The organism is Blastococcus sp. SYSU DS1024 (genome assembly GCF_054050795.1).
Genome location: NZ_JBJHAA010000008.1, coordinates 1 through 14985, shown reverse-complemented (window position 1 = coordinate 14985; position 14985 = coordinate 1). Strand labels below are relative to the sequence as shown.

Sequence of the window (14985 nt, the reverse complement as noted above, 5' to 3'; positions counted from 1 at the left end):
ATGAGCGCACCCACCCGTGAGCTGCCCCGCATGCTCGCCCACTACCGCGAGACGATCACGCCGGCCCTCCAGTCGGAGTTCGGCTACGACAACGTCATGCAGATCCCGCGCCTGACGAAGATCGTCGTCAACATGGGCGTCGGCGAGGCCACCCGCGACGCCAAGCTGATGGACGGCGCGGTCCGCGACCTCACCGCCATCACCGGTCAGAAGCCGGCCGTCGTCCGGGCCCGGAAGTCCATCGCGCAGTTCAAGCTGCGCGAGGGCATGCCCATCGGCGCGAAGGTCACCCTCCGCGGCGACCGCATGTGGGAGTTCCTGGACCGCCTGCTGTCGCTGGCGCTGCCCCGCATCCGCGACTTCCGCGGCCTCAACCCCAAGCAGTTCGACGGCCACGGCAACTACACGTTCGGGCTGAACGAGCAGTCGATGTTCCGGGAGATCGACGTCGACAAGATCGACCGCCCCCGCGGCATGGACATCACGCTGGTCACCACCGCGACCACCGACGAGGAGGGTCGCGAGCTGCTCCGCCAGCTCGGCTTCCCCTTCGCCGGCCAGCCCGTCGTCACGACCGTCCGCTGAGCCGGGCAGGAGAGAAGAGATGGCCAAGAAGGCGCTGATCAACAAGGCGGCCCGCACCCCGAAGTTCAAGGTGCGTGGCTACACCCGCTGCCAGCGGTGCGGTCGCCCGCACTCGGTCTTCCGCAAGTTCGGCCTGTGCCGGATCTGCCTGCGGGAGATGGCCCACGCCGGGGAGCTCCCGGGCGTGCGCAAGTCCAGCTGGTGAAGGACCCGGCCGCTCCCCAGGACACGCTCCGCGCGCCCTGGGTCCCTGCGGCCGGCCCGTTCCATCCCTTTCAGTAGCACCACCGATCGCCGAGAGGCCCGGCGCCAAGTCCCCGACGACCCGGCGCACGAGGAACCGCGGCGAGAGAGGCACCACTACGTCATGACCATGACCGACCCGATCGCAGACATGCTGACGCGTCTGCGCAACGCCAACCAGGCGTACCACGACTCCGCGGTCATGCCGTCGTCGAAGCTCAAGACGCACATCGCCGAGATCCTCCAGCAGGAGGGCTACATCGCGGGGTGGCGCGTCGACGAGACCGACGCCGACGGCAAGCCGTTCAAGCAGCTGGTGGTCGACCTCAAGTACGGCCCGAACCGCGAGCGGAGCATCGCCGGGGTCCGCCGGGTCTCCAAGCCGGGCTTGCGGGTGTACGCGAAGTCGACGGCGCTGCCCAAGGTGCTCGGCGGCCTCGGCGTCGCGATCATCTCGACCTCGACGGGGCTGCTGACCGACAAGCAGGCGAACAAGAAGGGCGTGGGTGGGGAAGTCCTCGCCTACGTCTGGTAAGGGAGCGAACGACAATGTCACGGATCGGACGACTCCCGATCGCCGTGCCCGGTGGTGTCGACGTCGCCATCGACGGTCAGACGGTCAGCGTGAAGGGACCCAAGGGCGAGCTTCGCCACACGGTCGCCGCGCCGATCACCGTCGAGCGCGACGAGGACGGCACGCTGCGGGTGCAGCGCCCCAACGACGAGCGGCAGAACCGCGCCCTGCACGGGCTCTCGCGGACTCTGATCGCCAACATGGTCACCGGCGTCACCGAGGGCTACACCAAGACCCTCGAGATCGTCGGTGTCGGTTACCGCGTCCAGGCGCGCGGCTCGGACCTCGAGTTCGCCCTGGGCTACAGCCACCCCGTGCCGGTGAAGGCCCCCGAGGGCATCACCTTCGCGGTCGAGTCCCCGACCCGCCTGCGGGTCAGCGGGATCGACAAGCAGCTGGTCGGTGAGGTGGCGGCCAAGATCCGTAAGATCCGCAAGCCCGACCCGTACAAGGGCAAGGGCGTGCGGTACCAGGGCGAGGTCGTCAAGCGCAAGGTCGGGAAGACGGGTAAGTGATGGCTCAGGCAACTGCTCCCACGAACGGGAAGACCGCCGGCGGCCGCAAGCCCGTCGGCACCGACATCAGCACGGCGCGGCGCGTCTCGCGGCTGCGTCGGCACAACCGGCTGCGCAAGCGGGTCTCCGGCACGCCGGAGCGTCCGCGCCTGGTGGTCAAGCGCAGCTCGCGCCACATCCACGTGCAGGTGGTCGACGACACCGTCGGCCGCACCGTGGTGAGCGCCTCGACCATGGACGCCAGCCTGCGTGGCGCCGAGGGCGACAAGTCCGCCCTGGCCCGCCAGGTGGGTGCCCTGGTTGCTGAGCGGGCGAAGGCCGCCGGCATCACGGCGGTCGTCTTCGACCGCGGCGGCAACCGCTACGCCGGGCGCATCGCCGCGTTGGCCGACGGTGCCCGCGAGGGTGGGCTGGACTTCTGATGACCACCCACCGCACCAGCACGAGCGAGCAGATCGAGAGGGACGTCTGATGCCAGGACCACAGCGACGCGGCGGCGGCGCCGGCGGCGGCAACGACCGCCGCGACCGTCGTGACGGCGGGCGGGGCCCCGGAGGCGCTCCCGCCGAGAAGAGCAACTACATCGAGCGCGTGGTGGCGATCAACCGCGTGTCCAAGGTCGTCAAGGGTGGTCGGCGCTTCAGCTTCACCGCCCTGGTGATCGTGGGCGACGGTGACGGCACCGTGGGCGTCGGCTACGGCAAGGCCAAGGAGGTGCCCGCGGCGATCGCCAAGGGCGTCGAGGAGGCCAAGAAGCACTTCTACAAGGTGCCGCGCATCGCCAGCACCATCCCGCACCCCGTGCAGGGTGAGGCGGCGGCCGGCGTCGTGCTGCTCAAGCCGGCCAGCCCCGGTACCGGTGTGATCGCCGGTGGGCCGGTGCGCGCCGTGCTCGAGTGCGCCGGGATCCACGACGTGCTCTCCAAGAGCCTCGGTTCGTCGAACCCGATCAACATCGTGCACGCCACCATGCAGGCGCTGAAGGACCTCGTCCGCCCCGAGGAGATCGCGGCCCGCCGCGGTCTGCCCCTCGAGGACGTCGCCCCGGCCGCCATGCTGCGTGCGCGTGCGGGTCAGGGGGTCTGAGATGGCGCAGCTGAAGGTCACCCAGGTCAAGTCCGCGATCGGCACCAAGCCCAACCAGCGCCAGACGCTGCGCTCGCTGGGCCTGAAGAAGATCAACGACTCGGTCGTGCAGGAGGACCGTCCCGAGATCCGCGGGATGGTCGCGACGGTGCCCCACCTGGTCACCGTCGAAGAGATCAGCTGAGCTGAGGAAAGACTCCGATGACACTGAAGGTCCACCACCTGCGTCCGGCTCCCGGCGCCCACACCAAGAAGACCCGCGTGGGTCGCGGTGAGGGCTCCAAGGGGAAGACGGCCGGGCGCGGTACCAAGGGCACCGGCGCGCGGGGCACCGTCTCCGCGCGGTTCGAGGGTGGGCAGACACCGCTGAACATGCGGCTGCCGAAGCTCTCGGGCTTCAAGAACAACAACAAGGTCGTCTTCCAGGTCGTCAACCTCGACCGGATCGCGGCGCTCTTCCCGCAGGGGGGTCCGGTCAACCCGGACACGCTGGCCGACGCCGGCGCCGTGCGCCGTGGCCAGCCGGTCAAGGTGCTGGGCACCGGGGACCTCGGCGGGGTCAAGGTCGACGTGCACGCGAACGCCTTCTCCGCCTCGGCGGCGGAGAAGATCGCTGCGGCCGGAGGCAGCACCACCCGCATCTGAGCAAGGACCCCCTGCCCCACCGCACGCTCGCGGCGGGGCCCGCGGGGGTCACCATCGGCCCGCCCTGCGCCCTCGCGGGGCGGGCCGATTGCTAACCTCACTCGACCGAACAGGGGAGGGCACGTGCTGCAGGCGTTCGCCGCGGCGTTCCGGACGCCAGATCTCCGGCGCAAGCTGCTGTTCTCCCTGGCGATCATCGCCGTCTACCGGCTGGGGGCGGCGGTCCCCGGGCCGGGCGTCTCGGTTGAGGCGATCAACAGCTGTCTGGAGCAGGCCCAGGCCTCCGACCAGCGGGACATCTACTCGCTGGTGAACCTGTTCTCCGGCGGGGCACTGCTCCGGCTGAGCGTGTTCGCGCTGGGGATCATGCCCTACATCACCGCGAGCATCATCGTGCAGCTGCTGGTGGTGGTGATCCCTCGCTTCGAGCAGCTGAAGAAGGAAGGGCAGTCGGGTCAGGCGAAGCTGACCCAGTACACCCGCTACCTCACCATCGCGCTGGCCGTGCTGCAGAGCACCGGCATCATCGCCCTCGCCCGCAGCGGGCAGCTGTTCCCGAACTGCAGCGAGGAGATCATCCCGTCGGAGTCCGTCTGGACGACGATCGTCCTGGTGATCGCGTTGACCGCCGGCACCGCGCTGATCATGTGGCTCGGCGAGCTGCTGACCGAGAAGGGGATCGGCAACGGCATGTCCGTGCTGATCTTCACCTCGATCGCCGCGCGGATCCCGGCCGAGGGCGGCTCCATCCTGCAGACCCGCGGCGGCATCGTCTTCGCCGTCGTGTGCGCCTTCGCCGTCGTGATCATCGGCACCGTGGTCTACGTCGAGCAGGCGCAGCGCCGCATCCCGGTGCAGTACGCCAAGCGGATGGTCGGCCGCCGGATGTACGGCGGCACGTCGACCTACCTGCCGCTGAAGGTGAACCAGGCCGGCGTCATCCCGGTCATCTTCGCGTCGTCGCTGCTGTACCTGCCCCAGCTCGTCACCCAGCTGCAGGGCAGCGAGACCGGTGCGGTGCGCCGGTTCTTCGAGAACTACGTGATCGACCAGAGCAGCCCGGTGCACGTCGCGATCTACTTCGCGATGATCATCTTCTTCACGTACTTCTACGTGTCGATCACGTTCAACCCGGAGGAACGGGCCGACGACATGAAGCGCTACGGCGGCTTCATCCCGGGCATCCGGCCGGGGCGGCCCACCGCCGAGTACCTGCAGTACGTGCTGTCCCGGATCACGCTTCCGGGGTCGATCTACCTGGGTCTGGTCGCCGTCCTGCCGAACCTCTTCCTGTCGATCACGCAGGAGGGGCAGAACCAGAACTTCCCGTTCGGTGGGACCGCTGTCCTGATCATGGTCGGAGTGGGGTTGGAGACGGTGAAGCAGATCGAGACGCAACTGAATCAGCGCAACTACGAAGGGTTCCTGAAGTAGTGCGCGTCGTCCTCCTGGGCCCTCCCGGAGCGGGCAAGGGCACCCAGGCGCAGATCATCGCCGCCAAGCTCGGCGTCCCCGCGATCTCGACCGGCGACATCTTCCGGGCGAACGTGAGCGGGCAGACCGAGCTCGGCCGCAAGGCCAAGGTCTACATGGACGCCGGCGACCTCGTCCCCGATGAGATCACCGTCGCGATGGTGAAGGACCGGCTGGCCGAGGACGATGCGGCGTCGGGCTTCCTGCTCGACGGCTTCCCGCGCACCATCGCCCAGGCCGAGCAGCTGCGCTCGTCGCTCGCCGACCTCGGTCACGGGCTGGACCGGGTGCTGGAACTCGTCGTGGACGAGGAGGAGCTGGTCCGCCGGCTGTCGGGTCGCCGCATGCTCGTGGACGGTGAGATGGTCCAGCGGGACGACGACAAGCCCGAGACGGTGCGCCACCGGCTCAAGGTCTACCGGGAACAGACCGCCCCGCTGTCGGGCTTCTACGAGGACGAGGGGCTGCTCGCGCGGATCGACGCGATCGGTCCGGTCGAGGAGGTCACCGAGCGGGCACTGCGCGCCCTGCGCGGGGACGACGGTCCGGGGACCGCAGGGGTTCCCACCCCGGCCTGAGGTACCGCGCGGTGTCCCGTGCGGAGGAGTGGCGGCACAGATGACGGCAGGGATCCTCAGCCGGCTCCCGCTGCTCGCGAAGTGGAGTGGACGCATGATCCAGATCAAGACGCCGCACGAGATCGAGCTGATGCGGGGCGCCGGCCTCGTCGTCGCGGGGGCGATCGCGGCGGTCCGGGCCGCCATCCGCCCGGGGGTCACCACGGGTGAGCTCGACGCGATCGCCGAGGACCACATCCGCAGCGCGGGCGCGGTCCCGTCGTTCCTCGGGTACCACGGGTTCACCGGGAGCATCTGCGCATCGATCAACGACGAGATCGTGCACGGCATCCCGCACAAGGACCGGGCGCTCGCGTCGGGTGACAACATCTCGATCGACTGCGGGGCCATCCTGGACGGCTGGCACGGGGATTCCGCTGTGACGCTGACGGTGGGGGAGCCGTCCGCCGAGGACGCGGCGCTTCTCGACGTCACGGAGCGCTCGATGTGGGCGGGGCTGGCCCGCGCCGTCGCCGGTGGCCGGCTGACCGACATCAGCTCCGCGGTCGAGCAGGCGATCCGTGCCGAGAGTCATCCGTACGGCATCGTCGACCACTACGGCGGGCACGGCATCGGCACCGAGATGCACCAGGACCCGCACGTGCTGAACTACGGGCGGCCGGGCCGTGGGCCCAAGCTCGTGCCGGGGCTCGCGCTCGCGATCGAGCCCATGGTGACGGTCGGCGACCCCGCCACCGTGGAGCTCGAGGACGGCTGGACCGTCGTCACGAAGGACGGGTCGCGTGCGGCGCACTTCGAGCACACGGTCGCGATCACGCCGGAGGGTCCGTGGGTGCTCACCGCCGAGGACGGGGGCCTCGCCGGTCTGGCGCCGTTCGGGATCACCCCTCGCAGCTGAGCACGGCGCCACCCTCCGCTCCGCCCACCGGGTCGGTGGACGGGCCATGACGGCAGTCACCAGGGCCGGGTTGGAGCGGCACGCCGCAGCGCGGTACAGTTGCCGATGGCGCTAGCGCCGTTCCGTCGTCGTGCTGTGGCCGCATGACGCGGAGCGCCCTCTGCGAGAGCGCCGGCACCACCCGATCTGCAATGTCCGAGCGCGTCCAGCCGGTGACCGGCGTGGCCGCGCAGAGGAACCAGTACCACCGAGTCAAGGAGTGCGTGTAGGGCATGGCGAAGAAGGACGGGGCCATCGAGGTCGAGGGTCGCGTCGTCGAGCCGCTGCCCAACGCGATGTTCCGGGTCGAGCTGCAGAACGGGCACCGGGTGCTCGCCCACATCAGCGGCAAGATGCGGCAGCACTACATCCGCATCCTGCCCGAGGACCGCGTGGTCGTGGAGCTCTCGCCCTACGACCTGACCCGCGGTCGCATCGTCTACCGCTACAAGTGACCGTCGCGGGCCCGCACAGCGTGCGCGGTCCGGGCACATCGATTTCGAGGAATGAGGGGCGGCACCGGTGAAGGTCCAGCCGTCGGTGAAGAAGATCTGCGACAAGTGCAAGGTGATCCGCCGGCACGGCCGGGTCATGGTCATCTGCGACAACGCCCGGCACAAGCAGCGCCAGGGCTGAGGGAGTACCTGAACATGGCACGACTGGCTGGCGTCGACCTGCCCCGCGAGAAGCGGATGGAGATCGCGCTCACCTACATCTATGGCATCGGCAAGCACCACGCCAAGGAGACCCTGGCCGCAACGGGCGTCAACCCCGACCTGCGCGCCAAGGACCTCAGTGACGAGGACCTGCTGAAGCTGCGCGACTACATCGACGAGCACTTCCGCGTCGAGGGTGACCTGCGCCGCGAGGTGGCCGCCGACATCCGTCGCAAGGTGGAGATCGGTTGCTACCAGGGGCTGCGGCACCGCCGCGGGCTCCCGGTGCACGGTCAGCGCACCAAGACCAACGCGCGCTCGAGCAAGGGCCCGCGCAAGACCATCGCCGGCAAGAAGAAGGCCGGCAAGAAGTAAGCCGCGAGAGCGCGTCGCCGCAGATCCCGTGAGGGGGGAGCGTCGGCGCGCACGCGTGCTGCCTCTCTAGGCCACGAAGAGAAGGAATCCGACAGACTCATGCCTCCCAGGGCTCGCGCCGCGGCCGGCGCCAAGAAGGTCCGCCGCAAGGAGAAGAAGAACGTCGCTCACGGTGCTGCGCACATCAAGAGCACGTTCAACAACACGATCGTCTCGATCACCGACCCCAACGGGAACGTGATCAGCTGGGCCTCCGCCGGTCACGTCGGCTTCAAGGGTTCCCGCAAGTCGACCCCCTTCGCCGCGCAGATGGCCGCCGAGAACGCGGCCCGCAAGGCGCAGGAGCACGGCATGCGCAAGGTGGACGTCTTCGTGAAGGGTCCCGGCTCCGGCCGCGAGACCGCGATCCGCTCGCTCCAGGCCACCGGCCTCGAGGTGGGGCAGATCCAGGACGTCACCCCGCAGCCGCACAACGGCTGCCGCCCCAAGAAGCGCCGCCGGGTCTGACCGGTCACTGACGAGACGAAGAGGTAGATAGACGTGGCCCGTTACACCGGAGCCGACTGCCGCATGTGCCGGCGCGAGAAGATGAAGCTGTTCCTCAAGGGCAGCAAGTGCGAGTCCCCGAAGTGCCCGATCGAGATCCGGCCGTACCCGCCGGGCGAGCACGGCCGGGGCCGCAGCAAGGACAGCGAGTACCTGCTGCAGCTGCGTGAGAAGCAGAAGGCCCGCCGCATCTACGGCGTGCTGGAGAAGCAGTTCCGCGGCTACTACGAAGAGGCCAACCGCAAGACGGGCAAGACCGGCGAGGTCCTGCTGCAGATCCTCGAGTCGCGGCTGGACAACGTGGTCTACCGGGCCGGCTTCGCCGAGTCCCGCGACATGGCGCGCCAGCTGGTGCGCCACGGCCACATCCGGGTGAACGGCCGCAAGGTCGACATCCCGTCCTACCGGGTCAGCGAGAACGACATCATCGAGGTCGCCGAGAAGTCGCGCACCATGATGCCGTTCGAGGTGGCCCAGGCCCGGGCGGGCGAGCGCCCCGTGCCGCCGTGGCTGGAGGTCATCAGCACCCAGCTGCGCGTGCTCGTGCACGGCATCCCGGCCCGCCAGGTGATCGACACCCCGGTCCAGGAGCAGCTGATCGTCGAGCTGTACTCGAAGTAAGCACCACAGCACCACAGCACCACCGGCTCCGGCGGGCGGACAGATGCCCGCCGGAGCCCGCACCACCCCTCACGGCGTCATATGGCGGGTGCCGGAGGACCTGAAGGAGACAGGCAATGCTCATCGCACAGCGCCCCACGCTGACCGAGGAGACGATCTCGGAGCAGCGCTCGCGGTTCGTCATCGAGCCGCTCGAGCCGGGCTTCGGCTACACCCTCGGCAACTCCCTGCGGCGCACGCTGCTGTCGTCCATCCCCGGTGCCGCTGTCACCAGCATCCGCATCGAGGGCACCCTGCACGAGTTCACGACCGTGCCGGGCGTCAAGGAGGACGTCACCGAGATCATCCTCAACCTCAAGGGCCTGGTCGTCAGCTCCGACTCCGACGAGCCGGTGACCATGTACCTGCGCAAGCAGGGCCCGGGTGAGGTCACCGCCGCGGACATCGCGCCGCCGGCCGGCGTCGAGGTGCACAACCCCGAGCTGCACATCGCCACCCTGAACGGCAAGGGCCGGCTGGAGGTCGAGCTGGTCGTCGAGCGCGGCCGCGGCTACGTGCCGGCCCCGCAGAACAAGCAGCCGGGCCAGGAGATCGGCCGCATCCCCGTCGACTCGATCTACTCGCCGGTCCTCAAGGTCACCTACGCCGTCGAGGCGACCCGCGTCGAGCAGCGCACGGACTTCGACCGGCTCGTGGTGGACGTGGAGACCAAGCCCTCCATCGCCCCGCGCGACGCGATCGCGTCGGCCGGGTCGACCCTGGTCGAGCTCTTCGGGCTGCTGCGCGAGCTGAACATCGACGCCGAGGGCATCGAGGTCGGGCCCAGCCCGGCCGAGGCCGCCGACATCGCCAACTTCTCGATGCCGATCGAGGACATGGACCTCACCGTCCGGTCCTACAACTGCCTCAAGCGCGAGGGCGTGCACACCGTCGGTGAGCTCGTCACCCGCTCCGAGGCCGATCTGCTCGACATCCGGAACTTCGGGGCCAAGTCGATCGACGAGGTCAAGATGAAGCTGGCCGCGATGGGTCTGGCGCTCAAGGACAGCCCGCCCGGGTTCATCCCGACCTCGATCGAGAGCTACGACGAGGGCTACGAGACCGACGCCTACCAGGGCACGGGCGAGTACGCGGCCGGCTACGACCAGGCGCAGTACGACGAGGGCTCCTACCAGGAGACCGAGCAGCTCTGACCGGTGCGGGCCGGACGGCGGGGAGCCCCGCCGTCCGGCCCCGCCGTGGGGCGCGCGACACTGACGCGAGAGCAGTGCAGCCCCACCGCAGCAAGGACGACAGCACCACCACGGATGCAGCCGGCAGCGAGCGCCCGGCCGCCTGAGGAAGGACCGACATGCCCACCCCCACCAAGGGCCCCCGTCTCGGCGGCTCCCCCGCGCACGAGCGGCTGATGCTGGCCAACCTGGCCACCTCGCTGTTCGAGCACGGGCGGATCACCACCACCGAGGCGAAGGCCAAGCGGCTGCGTCCGCTGGCCGAGAAGCTGGTGACCTTCGCCAAGCGCGGTGACCTGCACGCCCGTCGTCAGGTGATGACGACCATCCGTGACAAGGACGTCGTCCACACCCTCTTCGCCGAGATCGGTCCTCGCTACGAGAACCGGCCCGGTGGCTACACCCGCATCACCAAGGTCGGTCCCCGCAAGGGCGACAACGCCCCGATGGCGGTCATCGAGCTGGTCGAGGCCCTGACCGTCGGCCAGCAGGCCGTCGGCGAGGCCGAGCGCGCCCGTGGCACCCAGTTCGCCACCGGTGCCGGCGCCGCCGCGGCCGCTGGTGAGGTCACCGCCGACGCGGTCGAGACGACCGACGCCGAGGAGACCCCGGCTGACGAGTCCGCTGCCGCGGAGACCTCCGTCGCCGAGGACGCCGCGGCCGACGAGGTCGCCGAGGAGGCGGCCGGCGAGACCGCTGCCGACGCCGGGGACGCGGACGCCCGATGAGCTCGCCCGAGGACGTGACGGGCGCAGGCGCGGCCGGCGTCTCCGCCGGTGGCGGGGACCAGGGGGCCACGTTCGAGGGTGAGACCACCGGCCCCGGCGGCGACACCTCGCCGGCCGTGACCGACGGCAGCGTCACCGACGAGGCGCAGGAGATCGTCACCGACGTCTTCAACCCCGACGGAGACCGGCAGGACGACGGCGACGTGACGCCCGAGCCGCAGCGCGAGAACGCGGCCGTGGTGGACGACCCGGCGCTCTCGCCCGAGGTGGCCCGCGCCGCCGCCGCGGAGGTCCAGGCCGCCGAGCTCGGGGACGCCGCGACCGCGAGCCAGCAGTACCAGGGCGGCGACGCCGCCCCGGACCCGAAGTGACGTGCCGCTGAGCGATCAGCAGCGCACGGACGAGCCCGCCACCGACCCCGGTGGCGGGCTCGTCCGTCTCCGGTTGGCCGTGCAGTACGACGGCACCGGTTTCCACGGCTGGGCCCGCCAGCCGGCGATGCGCACCGTCCAGGACGAGCTGGAGCGGGGCCTGGCCACGGTGCTGCGCCGCGACGTCGACCTCACCGTCGCCGGCCGCACCGACGCCGGCGTGCACGCCACCGGCCAGGTCGTCCACTGCGACGTCCCGCGGGGGCTGTGGGAGCAGCAGGCCGCCAAGCTGGTCCGGCGGCTCCGCGGCGTCCTGCCGCCGGACGTGGTGGTCCGTTCGGTGACCGAGGCCCACCCCGACTTCGATGCGCGCTTCGGCGCGCTGGCCCGCCACTACGCGTACCGGCTGACCGACGACCCGGCGGGTCCGACGCCGCTGCGCCGGAACGACACGGTGGCCTGGCCGCGCCGGCTCGACGCCACCGCCATGGATCTCGCGGCGGGGCTGCTGCTCGGTGAGCACGACTTCGCCGCCTACTGCAAGCGCCGCGAGGGGGCCACGACGATCCGCACCCTCCTGCGGCTGGCCGTCTCACGCGCCGCGGCGGACGACGGCTCGCAGGTGGTGCGGATCGACGCGTCCGCCGACGCCTTCTGCCACTCGATGGTGCGCAGCCTGGTGGGTGCGCTGATCGCGGTGGGCGAGGGGCGGCGCCCGCTGGACTGGCCCGCTGCGCTGCTGTCGCGGACCGAGCGGGCCAGCGAGGTGCCGGTGGCCCCGGCCCACGGTCTGACGCTGCTCGCCGTCGACTACCCGCCCGACGCCGCGCTCGCCGCCCGCGCATCGGTCACCCGGGCCCGCCGCGGCGGGTGACGCCGGGGCCGGTCGAGCCGGCGGCCCGGGTCCACCCGCGCTGGGTCAGGGCACGGAGGCGACCGCCTCCTCGACCGGCGTCTCGCCCGCGACGAGCTCGACGACCGCACCGTCGCGCGGGTGGTCCAGGAACGCCAGCAGCACGGCGGCGACGTCGTCGCGCGGGATCTCGCCGCGCTCCACGTGCCGGTCCAGGGTGACCCGGCCCGTCCCGGGACCGTCGGTGAGCCCACCGGGGCGCAGCACCGTGACCGCCAGGCCCGGGCGTGCGAGCAGGTCCTGCTCGGCGGCGAGCTTGGCGCGCAGGTAGGCGGCGAACACCTCGTCCATGCCGTCGGGTGCGGCACCGCCGGCCACCAGGTCGGTCCCCATGGAGGAGACGAGCAGGTAGGTGCGCACCCCCGCCCGCTCGGCGGCATCGGCCAGCAGCACCGCGGCACCCCGGTCGACGCTGTCCTTGCGGGCGGTCCCGCTCCCCGGGCCGGCGCCCGCCGCGAACACGACGCCGTCGGCGCCCCGCAGCACCTCGGCGACCTCGTCGAGCGACGCCGACTCCAGGTCGAGCACCGCCGGCGTCACGCCGTCGGCCTCGAGGTCGGCCCGGTGATCGGGGTTGCGGACGAGGCCGACGACGGTGTCGCCGCGGCCGGACAGGAGACGGCCGAGGCGGCGGGCGACCTGCCCGTGGGCCCCGGCGATGACGATGCGCATGCGCCAGGCCCTACCCGGGAGGTGTGCCGGCTACCTCCCGGGCGCGCGCCAGCTCCTCGGGGGTGTCGCAGTCCAGCCACGGCGGGGGCCGGCCGGGGCTGGTCGGCGGGGAGAAGCGGTCGACGGCGAGCCCGGACACCACCCGGTGCAGGGCCCGAGGGGGGTCCGGGCCCCCCACGGCGGCGCGCAGCGCGTCCGCGCGCCAGGCGCCGAGCAGGAACTGGTCGCGGCCGGTGCCGTCTACCACCAGGACGCCGTCGCGGCGCAGGCGCCGGCGCAGCTCCCCGACCAGGTGGGCGGTGAGGAACGGCAGGTCGGCGGCGAGGACGACGACGACGGCGGTCTCCACGCGCTCCAGGCCGGCGCGCAGCGCCGCGGCGGGCCCACCGCCGGGCGGCGCCTCGCGGGTCAGCAGGACGTCACCGGGGACCTCCTGCGCCGGCCCCACGACGATCCGCCGCCGCGCGTCGCCGACGGCGTCGAGGACGGCCGCCAGCATCGTGCGGCGCCCCACGCGGAGCTGGGGCTTGGGCTGCCCGCCCAGCCGCTCGGCCCGCCCGCCGGCCAGCACCACGGCCGAGTACGGGGGCAGCGCGTCCACGCCGACACGGTAGGCGCACGGCATGGGTACCGTCCTCCGCGTGGGACGAGTCACCAGCCGCACCCCGGTGCTGCGCATCCGCGGCGCGCAGCACACCACCCGGCCCGACACGGTCGCCGCGGAGGAGCCGCTGGAGATCCGCTTGGGCGGCACCGCGCTGGCGATCACCATGCGCACCCCCGGTGACGACTTCGATCTGGTGCACGGCTTCCTGGCGACCGAGGGCGTGATCCGCGGCGCCGACGACGTCGCGGGCCTGCGCTACTGCGACTCGGTCGACGCGGACGGCCGCAACACGTACAACGTCGTCGACGTCGACCTGGCGCCCGGTGTGCCGATGCCCGACACGGGGCTGGAGCGGAACTTCTACACGTCCAGCTCCTGCGGCGTCTGCGGCAAGGCGAGCATCGACGCGATCCGCACCAAGACCTCCTTCGACGTCGCCGCTGACGCCGCGCAGCTGCCCCTGGAGGTGCTGCTGGCGCTGCCGGACCGGCTCCGGGCCGAGCAGCAGGTGTTCGACAAGACCGGTGGCCTGCACGCTGCCGGGCTGTTCGGCGCGGACGGCGAGCTGCTCGCGCTGCGCGAGGACGTCGGCCGGCACAACGCGGTGGACAAGGTGATCGGCGACGGCGTGCGGGCGGGCCGGCTGCCGCTTGCCGGGCACGTCCTGATGGTCAGCGGCCGGGCGAGCTTCGAGCTGACCCAGAAGGCGGCGATGGCGGGCATCCCGGTGCTCGCCGCGGTGTCGGCGCCGTCGTCGCTCGCGGTGGAGCTGGCCCGCGAGGTGGGCATCACCCTGGTGGGCTTCCTGCGCGGTGACGGCTGCAACGTCTACACGCATCCCGAGCGGATCGTCCTTCCGGACGCCGGCTGACCCGGTACCTGCTTCGTCGTCTGCTGCGACGCGGGGGGCCACATCGTTCGCCACCCGGGTCAGGGGCCAGGCGCTGTGGCCGACTGCCATCCTCTGGGTGTGAGGGACGACGGTCGACAGGGCGGAATCCTCGTTCGACCCGTCCTGCGTGAGATCTGGCGGCCGTTCCACGCCTTCGGTGCCATCGCGGGGGTCGTGCTCGTCGTGGGCCTGGCGGCCGCGGCGGCGGGAGCGTCGGACGCGCTGGAGGTGGTGTCGTTCGTCTGCGCGATCATCATCCTCCTCGCATGCGCGCGAACCGCGACGTGGCGGCTCCTGCCCGGACGGACCACGGTCGGGTGGGACGACACAGGGCTGATCGTCCGGCGCGGGACCAGGGTTCTCCGGCACTATCCGTGGCCGACCGTCGAGCGGGTGTTCGTGTCCCGGGGTGATCGCTGGCCGGAATGGGCCAGGTGGGCGCTGTTCAGCACTCTTTCCGTGGTGCAGCGGCGTCCGGGGGGGGGGGGGGGGCGGCCATCACGTCCTCGCCAGGGCTCCTCCTGGTCCGCGAGGAGGACGTGGAGCGGGCGCAGCGCATGCTGGACGCGGTCGCCACGCGGCACCTCGCCGAGCGGCACGACGCCTAGGTGTACTGCCCGGACAGGTTGGTGCACCGCGTGGTGAGTGATCGGTCTTGATGTGAGGAGGGACCTCCGGGTTCTGTTTGGGAGCCGCCAAGCACCCATCCAGACCCCAGGAGGTCCCTCGTGGTCCA

Annotated in this window: 23 protein-coding genes; 21 read left to right on the top strand and 2 right to left on the bottom strand. The window is 71.3% G+C overall.

Annotated features, from left to right (window positions below):
• The 20 genes from rplE (at window position 1) to truA (ending at window position 12039) form a co-directional block, all read left to right on the top strand.
• Window positions 1–585: a 50S ribosomal protein L5 gene (gene rplE / locus ACI79S_RS09275; protein ID WP_456593154.1), complete on the top strand. Its 585-nt coding sequence runs from the start codon at window positions 1–3 to the stop codon at window positions 583–585.
• A gap of 19 nt (window positions 586–604) precedes the next feature.
• On the top strand, window positions 605–790 hold the full coding sequence (locus ACI79S_RS09270; RefSeq protein ID WP_091929101.1) for a type Z 30S ribosomal protein S14: 186 nt from the start codon (window positions 605–607) through the stop codon (window positions 788–790).
• 168 nt (window positions 791–958) lie between these two features.
• On the top strand, window positions 959–1363 hold the full coding sequence (gene rpsH / locus ACI79S_RS09265) for a 30S ribosomal protein S8 (RefSeq protein WP_456593153.1): 405 nt from the start codon (window positions 959–961) through the stop codon (window positions 1361–1363).
• A gap of 14 nt (window positions 1364–1377) precedes the next feature.
• Entirely contained in the window at window positions 1378–1917 is a 540-nt protein-coding gene (gene rplF, locus ACI79S_RS09260) for a 50S ribosomal protein L6 (RefSeq protein ID WP_456593152.1), read from the top strand.
• Window positions 1917–2339: a 50S ribosomal protein L18 gene (gene rplR / locus ACI79S_RS09255; RefSeq protein ID WP_456593151.1), complete on the top strand. Its 423-nt coding sequence runs from the start codon at window positions 1917–1919 to the stop codon at window positions 2337–2339. Before rplF ends, rplR begins: the two co-directional genes overlap by 1 nt.
• A gap of 49 nt (window positions 2340–2388) precedes the next feature.
• Complete coding sequence (gene rpsE / locus ACI79S_RS09250) at window positions 2389–3003, top strand: 30S ribosomal protein S5 (protein ID WP_026857030.1); 615 nt, start codon at window positions 2389–2391, stop codon at window positions 3001–3003.
• Window position 3004: 1 nt separating this feature from the next.
• Window positions 3005–3187: a 50S ribosomal protein L30 gene (gene rpmD / locus ACI79S_RS09245; protein WP_236825789.1), complete on the top strand. Its 183-nt coding sequence runs from the start codon at window positions 3005–3007 to the stop codon at window positions 3185–3187.
• 17 nt (window positions 3188–3204) lie between these two features.
• Window positions 3205–3648 carry a 50S ribosomal protein L15 gene (rplO, locus tag ACI79S_RS09240; RefSeq protein WP_456593150.1) on the top strand — a complete coding sequence of 148 codons (444 nt, stop codon included), beginning with the start codon at window positions 3205–3207 and terminating at the stop codon, window positions 3646–3648.
• A gap of 123 nt (window positions 3649–3771) precedes the next feature.
• Window positions 3772–5082 (top strand): preprotein translocase subunit SecY, encoded by a 1311-nt coding sequence (gene secY / locus ACI79S_RS09235; RefSeq protein ID WP_456593149.1) that lies wholly within the window; start codon window positions 3772–3774, stop codon window positions 5080–5082.
• The gene (locus ACI79S_RS09230; protein WP_456593148.1) at window positions 5082–5699 is read left to right on the top strand and encodes an adenylate kinase; all 618 of its coding nucleotides are present in this window, start codon (window positions 5082–5084) and stop codon (window positions 5697–5699) included. The genes secY and ACI79S_RS09230 overlap by 1 nt, the downstream gene beginning before the upstream one ends.
• A 40-nt stretch (window positions 5700–5739) precedes the next feature.
• Complete coding sequence (gene map / locus ACI79S_RS09225) at window positions 5740–6597, top strand: type I methionyl aminopeptidase (protein WP_456593147.1); 858 nt, start codon at window positions 5740–5742, stop codon at window positions 6595–6597.
• Between the two features lie 272 nt (window positions 6598–6869).
• Window positions 6870–7091, top strand: coding sequence for a translation initiation factor IF-1 (infA, locus tag ACI79S_RS09220; RefSeq protein WP_012950459.1), 222 nt, complete (start codon window positions 6870–6872; stop codon window positions 7089–7091).
• Window positions 7092–7158: 67 nt separating this feature from the next.
• Entirely contained in the window at window positions 7159–7272 is a 114-nt protein-coding gene (rpmJ, locus tag ACI79S_RS09215) for a 50S ribosomal protein L36 (RefSeq protein ID WP_012950458.1), read from the top strand.
• Between the two features lie 14 nt (window positions 7273–7286).
• Window positions 7287–7667, top strand: a complete 381-nt coding sequence (gene rpsM / locus ACI79S_RS09210; protein WP_456590442.1) for a 30S ribosomal protein S13 — start codon at window positions 7287–7289, stop codon at window positions 7665–7667.
• 99 nt (window positions 7668–7766) lie between these two features.
• Window positions 7767–8174: a 30S ribosomal protein S11 gene (gene rpsK, locus ACI79S_RS09205; protein WP_014377968.1), complete on the top strand. Its 408-nt coding sequence runs from the start codon at window positions 7767–7769 to the stop codon at window positions 8172–8174.
• Window positions 8175–8207: 33 nt separating this feature from the next.
• Complete coding sequence (gene rpsD, locus ACI79S_RS09200; protein WP_456590441.1) at window positions 8208–8834, top strand: 30S ribosomal protein S4; 627 nt, start codon at window positions 8208–8210, stop codon at window positions 8832–8834.
• Window positions 8835–8950: 116 nt separating this feature from the next.
• Window positions 8951–10027 (top strand): DNA-directed RNA polymerase subunit alpha, encoded by a 1077-nt coding sequence (locus ACI79S_RS09195; RefSeq protein WP_456593146.1) that lies wholly within the window; start codon window positions 8951–8953, stop codon window positions 10025–10027.
• 158 nt (window positions 10028–10185) lie between these two features.
• A complete protein-coding gene (gene rplQ / locus ACI79S_RS09190) occupies window positions 10186–10794 on the top strand; it encodes a 50S ribosomal protein L17 (RefSeq protein WP_456593145.1) in 609 nt (202 codons plus the stop codon).
• A complete protein-coding gene (locus ACI79S_RS09185) occupies window positions 10791–11165 on the top strand; it encodes a hypothetical protein (RefSeq protein WP_456593144.1) in 375 nt (124 codons plus the stop codon). The genes rplQ and ACI79S_RS09185 overlap by 4 nt, the downstream gene beginning before the upstream one ends.
• A 1-nt stretch (window position 11166) precedes the next feature.
• On the top strand, window positions 11167–12039 hold the full coding sequence (gene truA / locus ACI79S_RS09180) for a tRNA pseudouridine(38-40) synthase TruA (RefSeq protein WP_456593143.1): 873 nt from the start codon (window positions 11167–11169) through the stop codon (window positions 12037–12039).
• A gap of 45 nt (window positions 12040–12084) precedes the next feature.
• Here truA and ACI79S_RS09175 read toward each other — a convergent pair whose 3' ends face one another.
• Together ACI79S_RS09175 and mobA are read right to left on the bottom strand one after the other, a co-directional pair.
• Window positions 12085–12750, bottom strand: a complete 666-nt coding sequence (locus ACI79S_RS09175; RefSeq protein WP_456593142.1) for an SDR family oxidoreductase — start codon at window positions 12748–12750, stop codon at window positions 12085–12087.
• A 10-nt stretch (window positions 12751–12760) separates the two neighbouring features.
• Window positions 12761–13351, bottom strand: coding sequence for a molybdenum cofactor guanylyltransferase (gene mobA, locus ACI79S_RS09170; protein WP_456593141.1), 591 nt, complete (start codon window positions 13349–13351; stop codon window positions 12761–12763).
• Window positions 13352–13391: 40 nt separating this feature from the next.
• Here mobA and fdhD point away from each other — a divergent pair, with 40 nt between their 5' ends.
• Complete coding sequence (fdhD, locus tag ACI79S_RS09165) at window positions 13392–14228, top strand: formate dehydrogenase accessory sulfurtransferase FdhD (RefSeq protein ID WP_456593140.1); 837 nt, start codon at window positions 13392–13394, stop codon at window positions 14226–14228.
• Window positions 14229–14985: the final 757 nt, after the last annotated feature.

Bases quoted from the DNA above. Each gene is read 5' to 3' on its own strand.
- rplE (WP_456593154.1), top strand. From the start codon at position 1: ATGAGCGCACCCACCCGTGAGCTGCCCCGCATGCTCGCCCACTACCGC.
- ACI79S_RS09270 (WP_091929101.1), top strand. From the start codon at position 605: ATGGCCAAGAAGGCGCTGATCAACAAGGCGGCCCGCACCCCGAAGTTC.
- rpsH (WP_456593153.1), top strand. From the start codon at position 959: ATGACCGACCCGATCGCAGACATGCTGACGCGTCTGCGCAACGCCAAC.
- rplF (WP_456593152.1), top strand. From the start codon at position 1,378: ATGTCACGGATCGGACGACTCCCGATCGCCGTGCCCGGTGGTGTCGAC.
- rplR (WP_456593151.1), top strand. From the start codon at position 1,917: ATGGCTCAGGCAACTGCTCCCACGAACGGGAAGACCGCCGGCGGCCGC.
- rpsE (WP_026857030.1), top strand. From the start codon at position 2,389: ATGCCAGGACCACAGCGACGCGGCGGCGGCGCCGGCGGCGGCAACGAC.
- rpmD (WP_236825789.1), top strand. From the start codon at position 3,005: ATGGCGCAGCTGAAGGTCACCCAGGTCAAGTCCGCGATCGGCACCAAG.
- rplO (WP_456593150.1), top strand. From the start codon at position 3,205: ATGACACTGAAGGTCCACCACCTGCGTCCGGCTCCCGGCGCCCACACC.
- map (WP_456593147.1), top strand. From the start codon at position 5,740: ATGACGGCAGGGATCCTCAGCCGGCTCCCGCTGCTCGCGAAGTGGAGT.
- infA (WP_012950459.1), top strand. From the start codon at position 6,870: ATGGCGAAGAAGGACGGGGCCATCGAGGTCGAGGGTCGCGTCGTCGAG.
- rpsM (WP_456590442.1), top strand. From the start codon at position 7,287: ATGGCACGACTGGCTGGCGTCGACCTGCCCCGCGAGAAGCGGATGGAG.
- rpsK (WP_014377968.1), top strand. From the start codon at position 7,767: ATGCCTCCCAGGGCTCGCGCCGCGGCCGGCGCCAAGAAGGTCCGCCGC.
- ACI79S_RS09195 (WP_456593146.1), top strand. From the start codon at position 8,951: ATGCTCATCGCACAGCGCCCCACGCTGACCGAGGAGACGATCTCGGAG.
- rplQ (WP_456593145.1), top strand. From the start codon at position 10,186: ATGCCCACCCCCACCAAGGGCCCCCGTCTCGGCGGCTCCCCCGCGCAC.
- ACI79S_RS09185 (WP_456593144.1), top strand. From the start codon at position 10,791: ATGAGCTCGCCCGAGGACGTGACGGGCGCAGGCGCGGCCGGCGTCTCC.
- ACI79S_RS09175 (WP_456593142.1), bottom strand. From the start codon at position 12,750: ATGCGCATCGTCATCGCCGGGGCCCACGGGCAGGTCGCCCGCCGCCTC.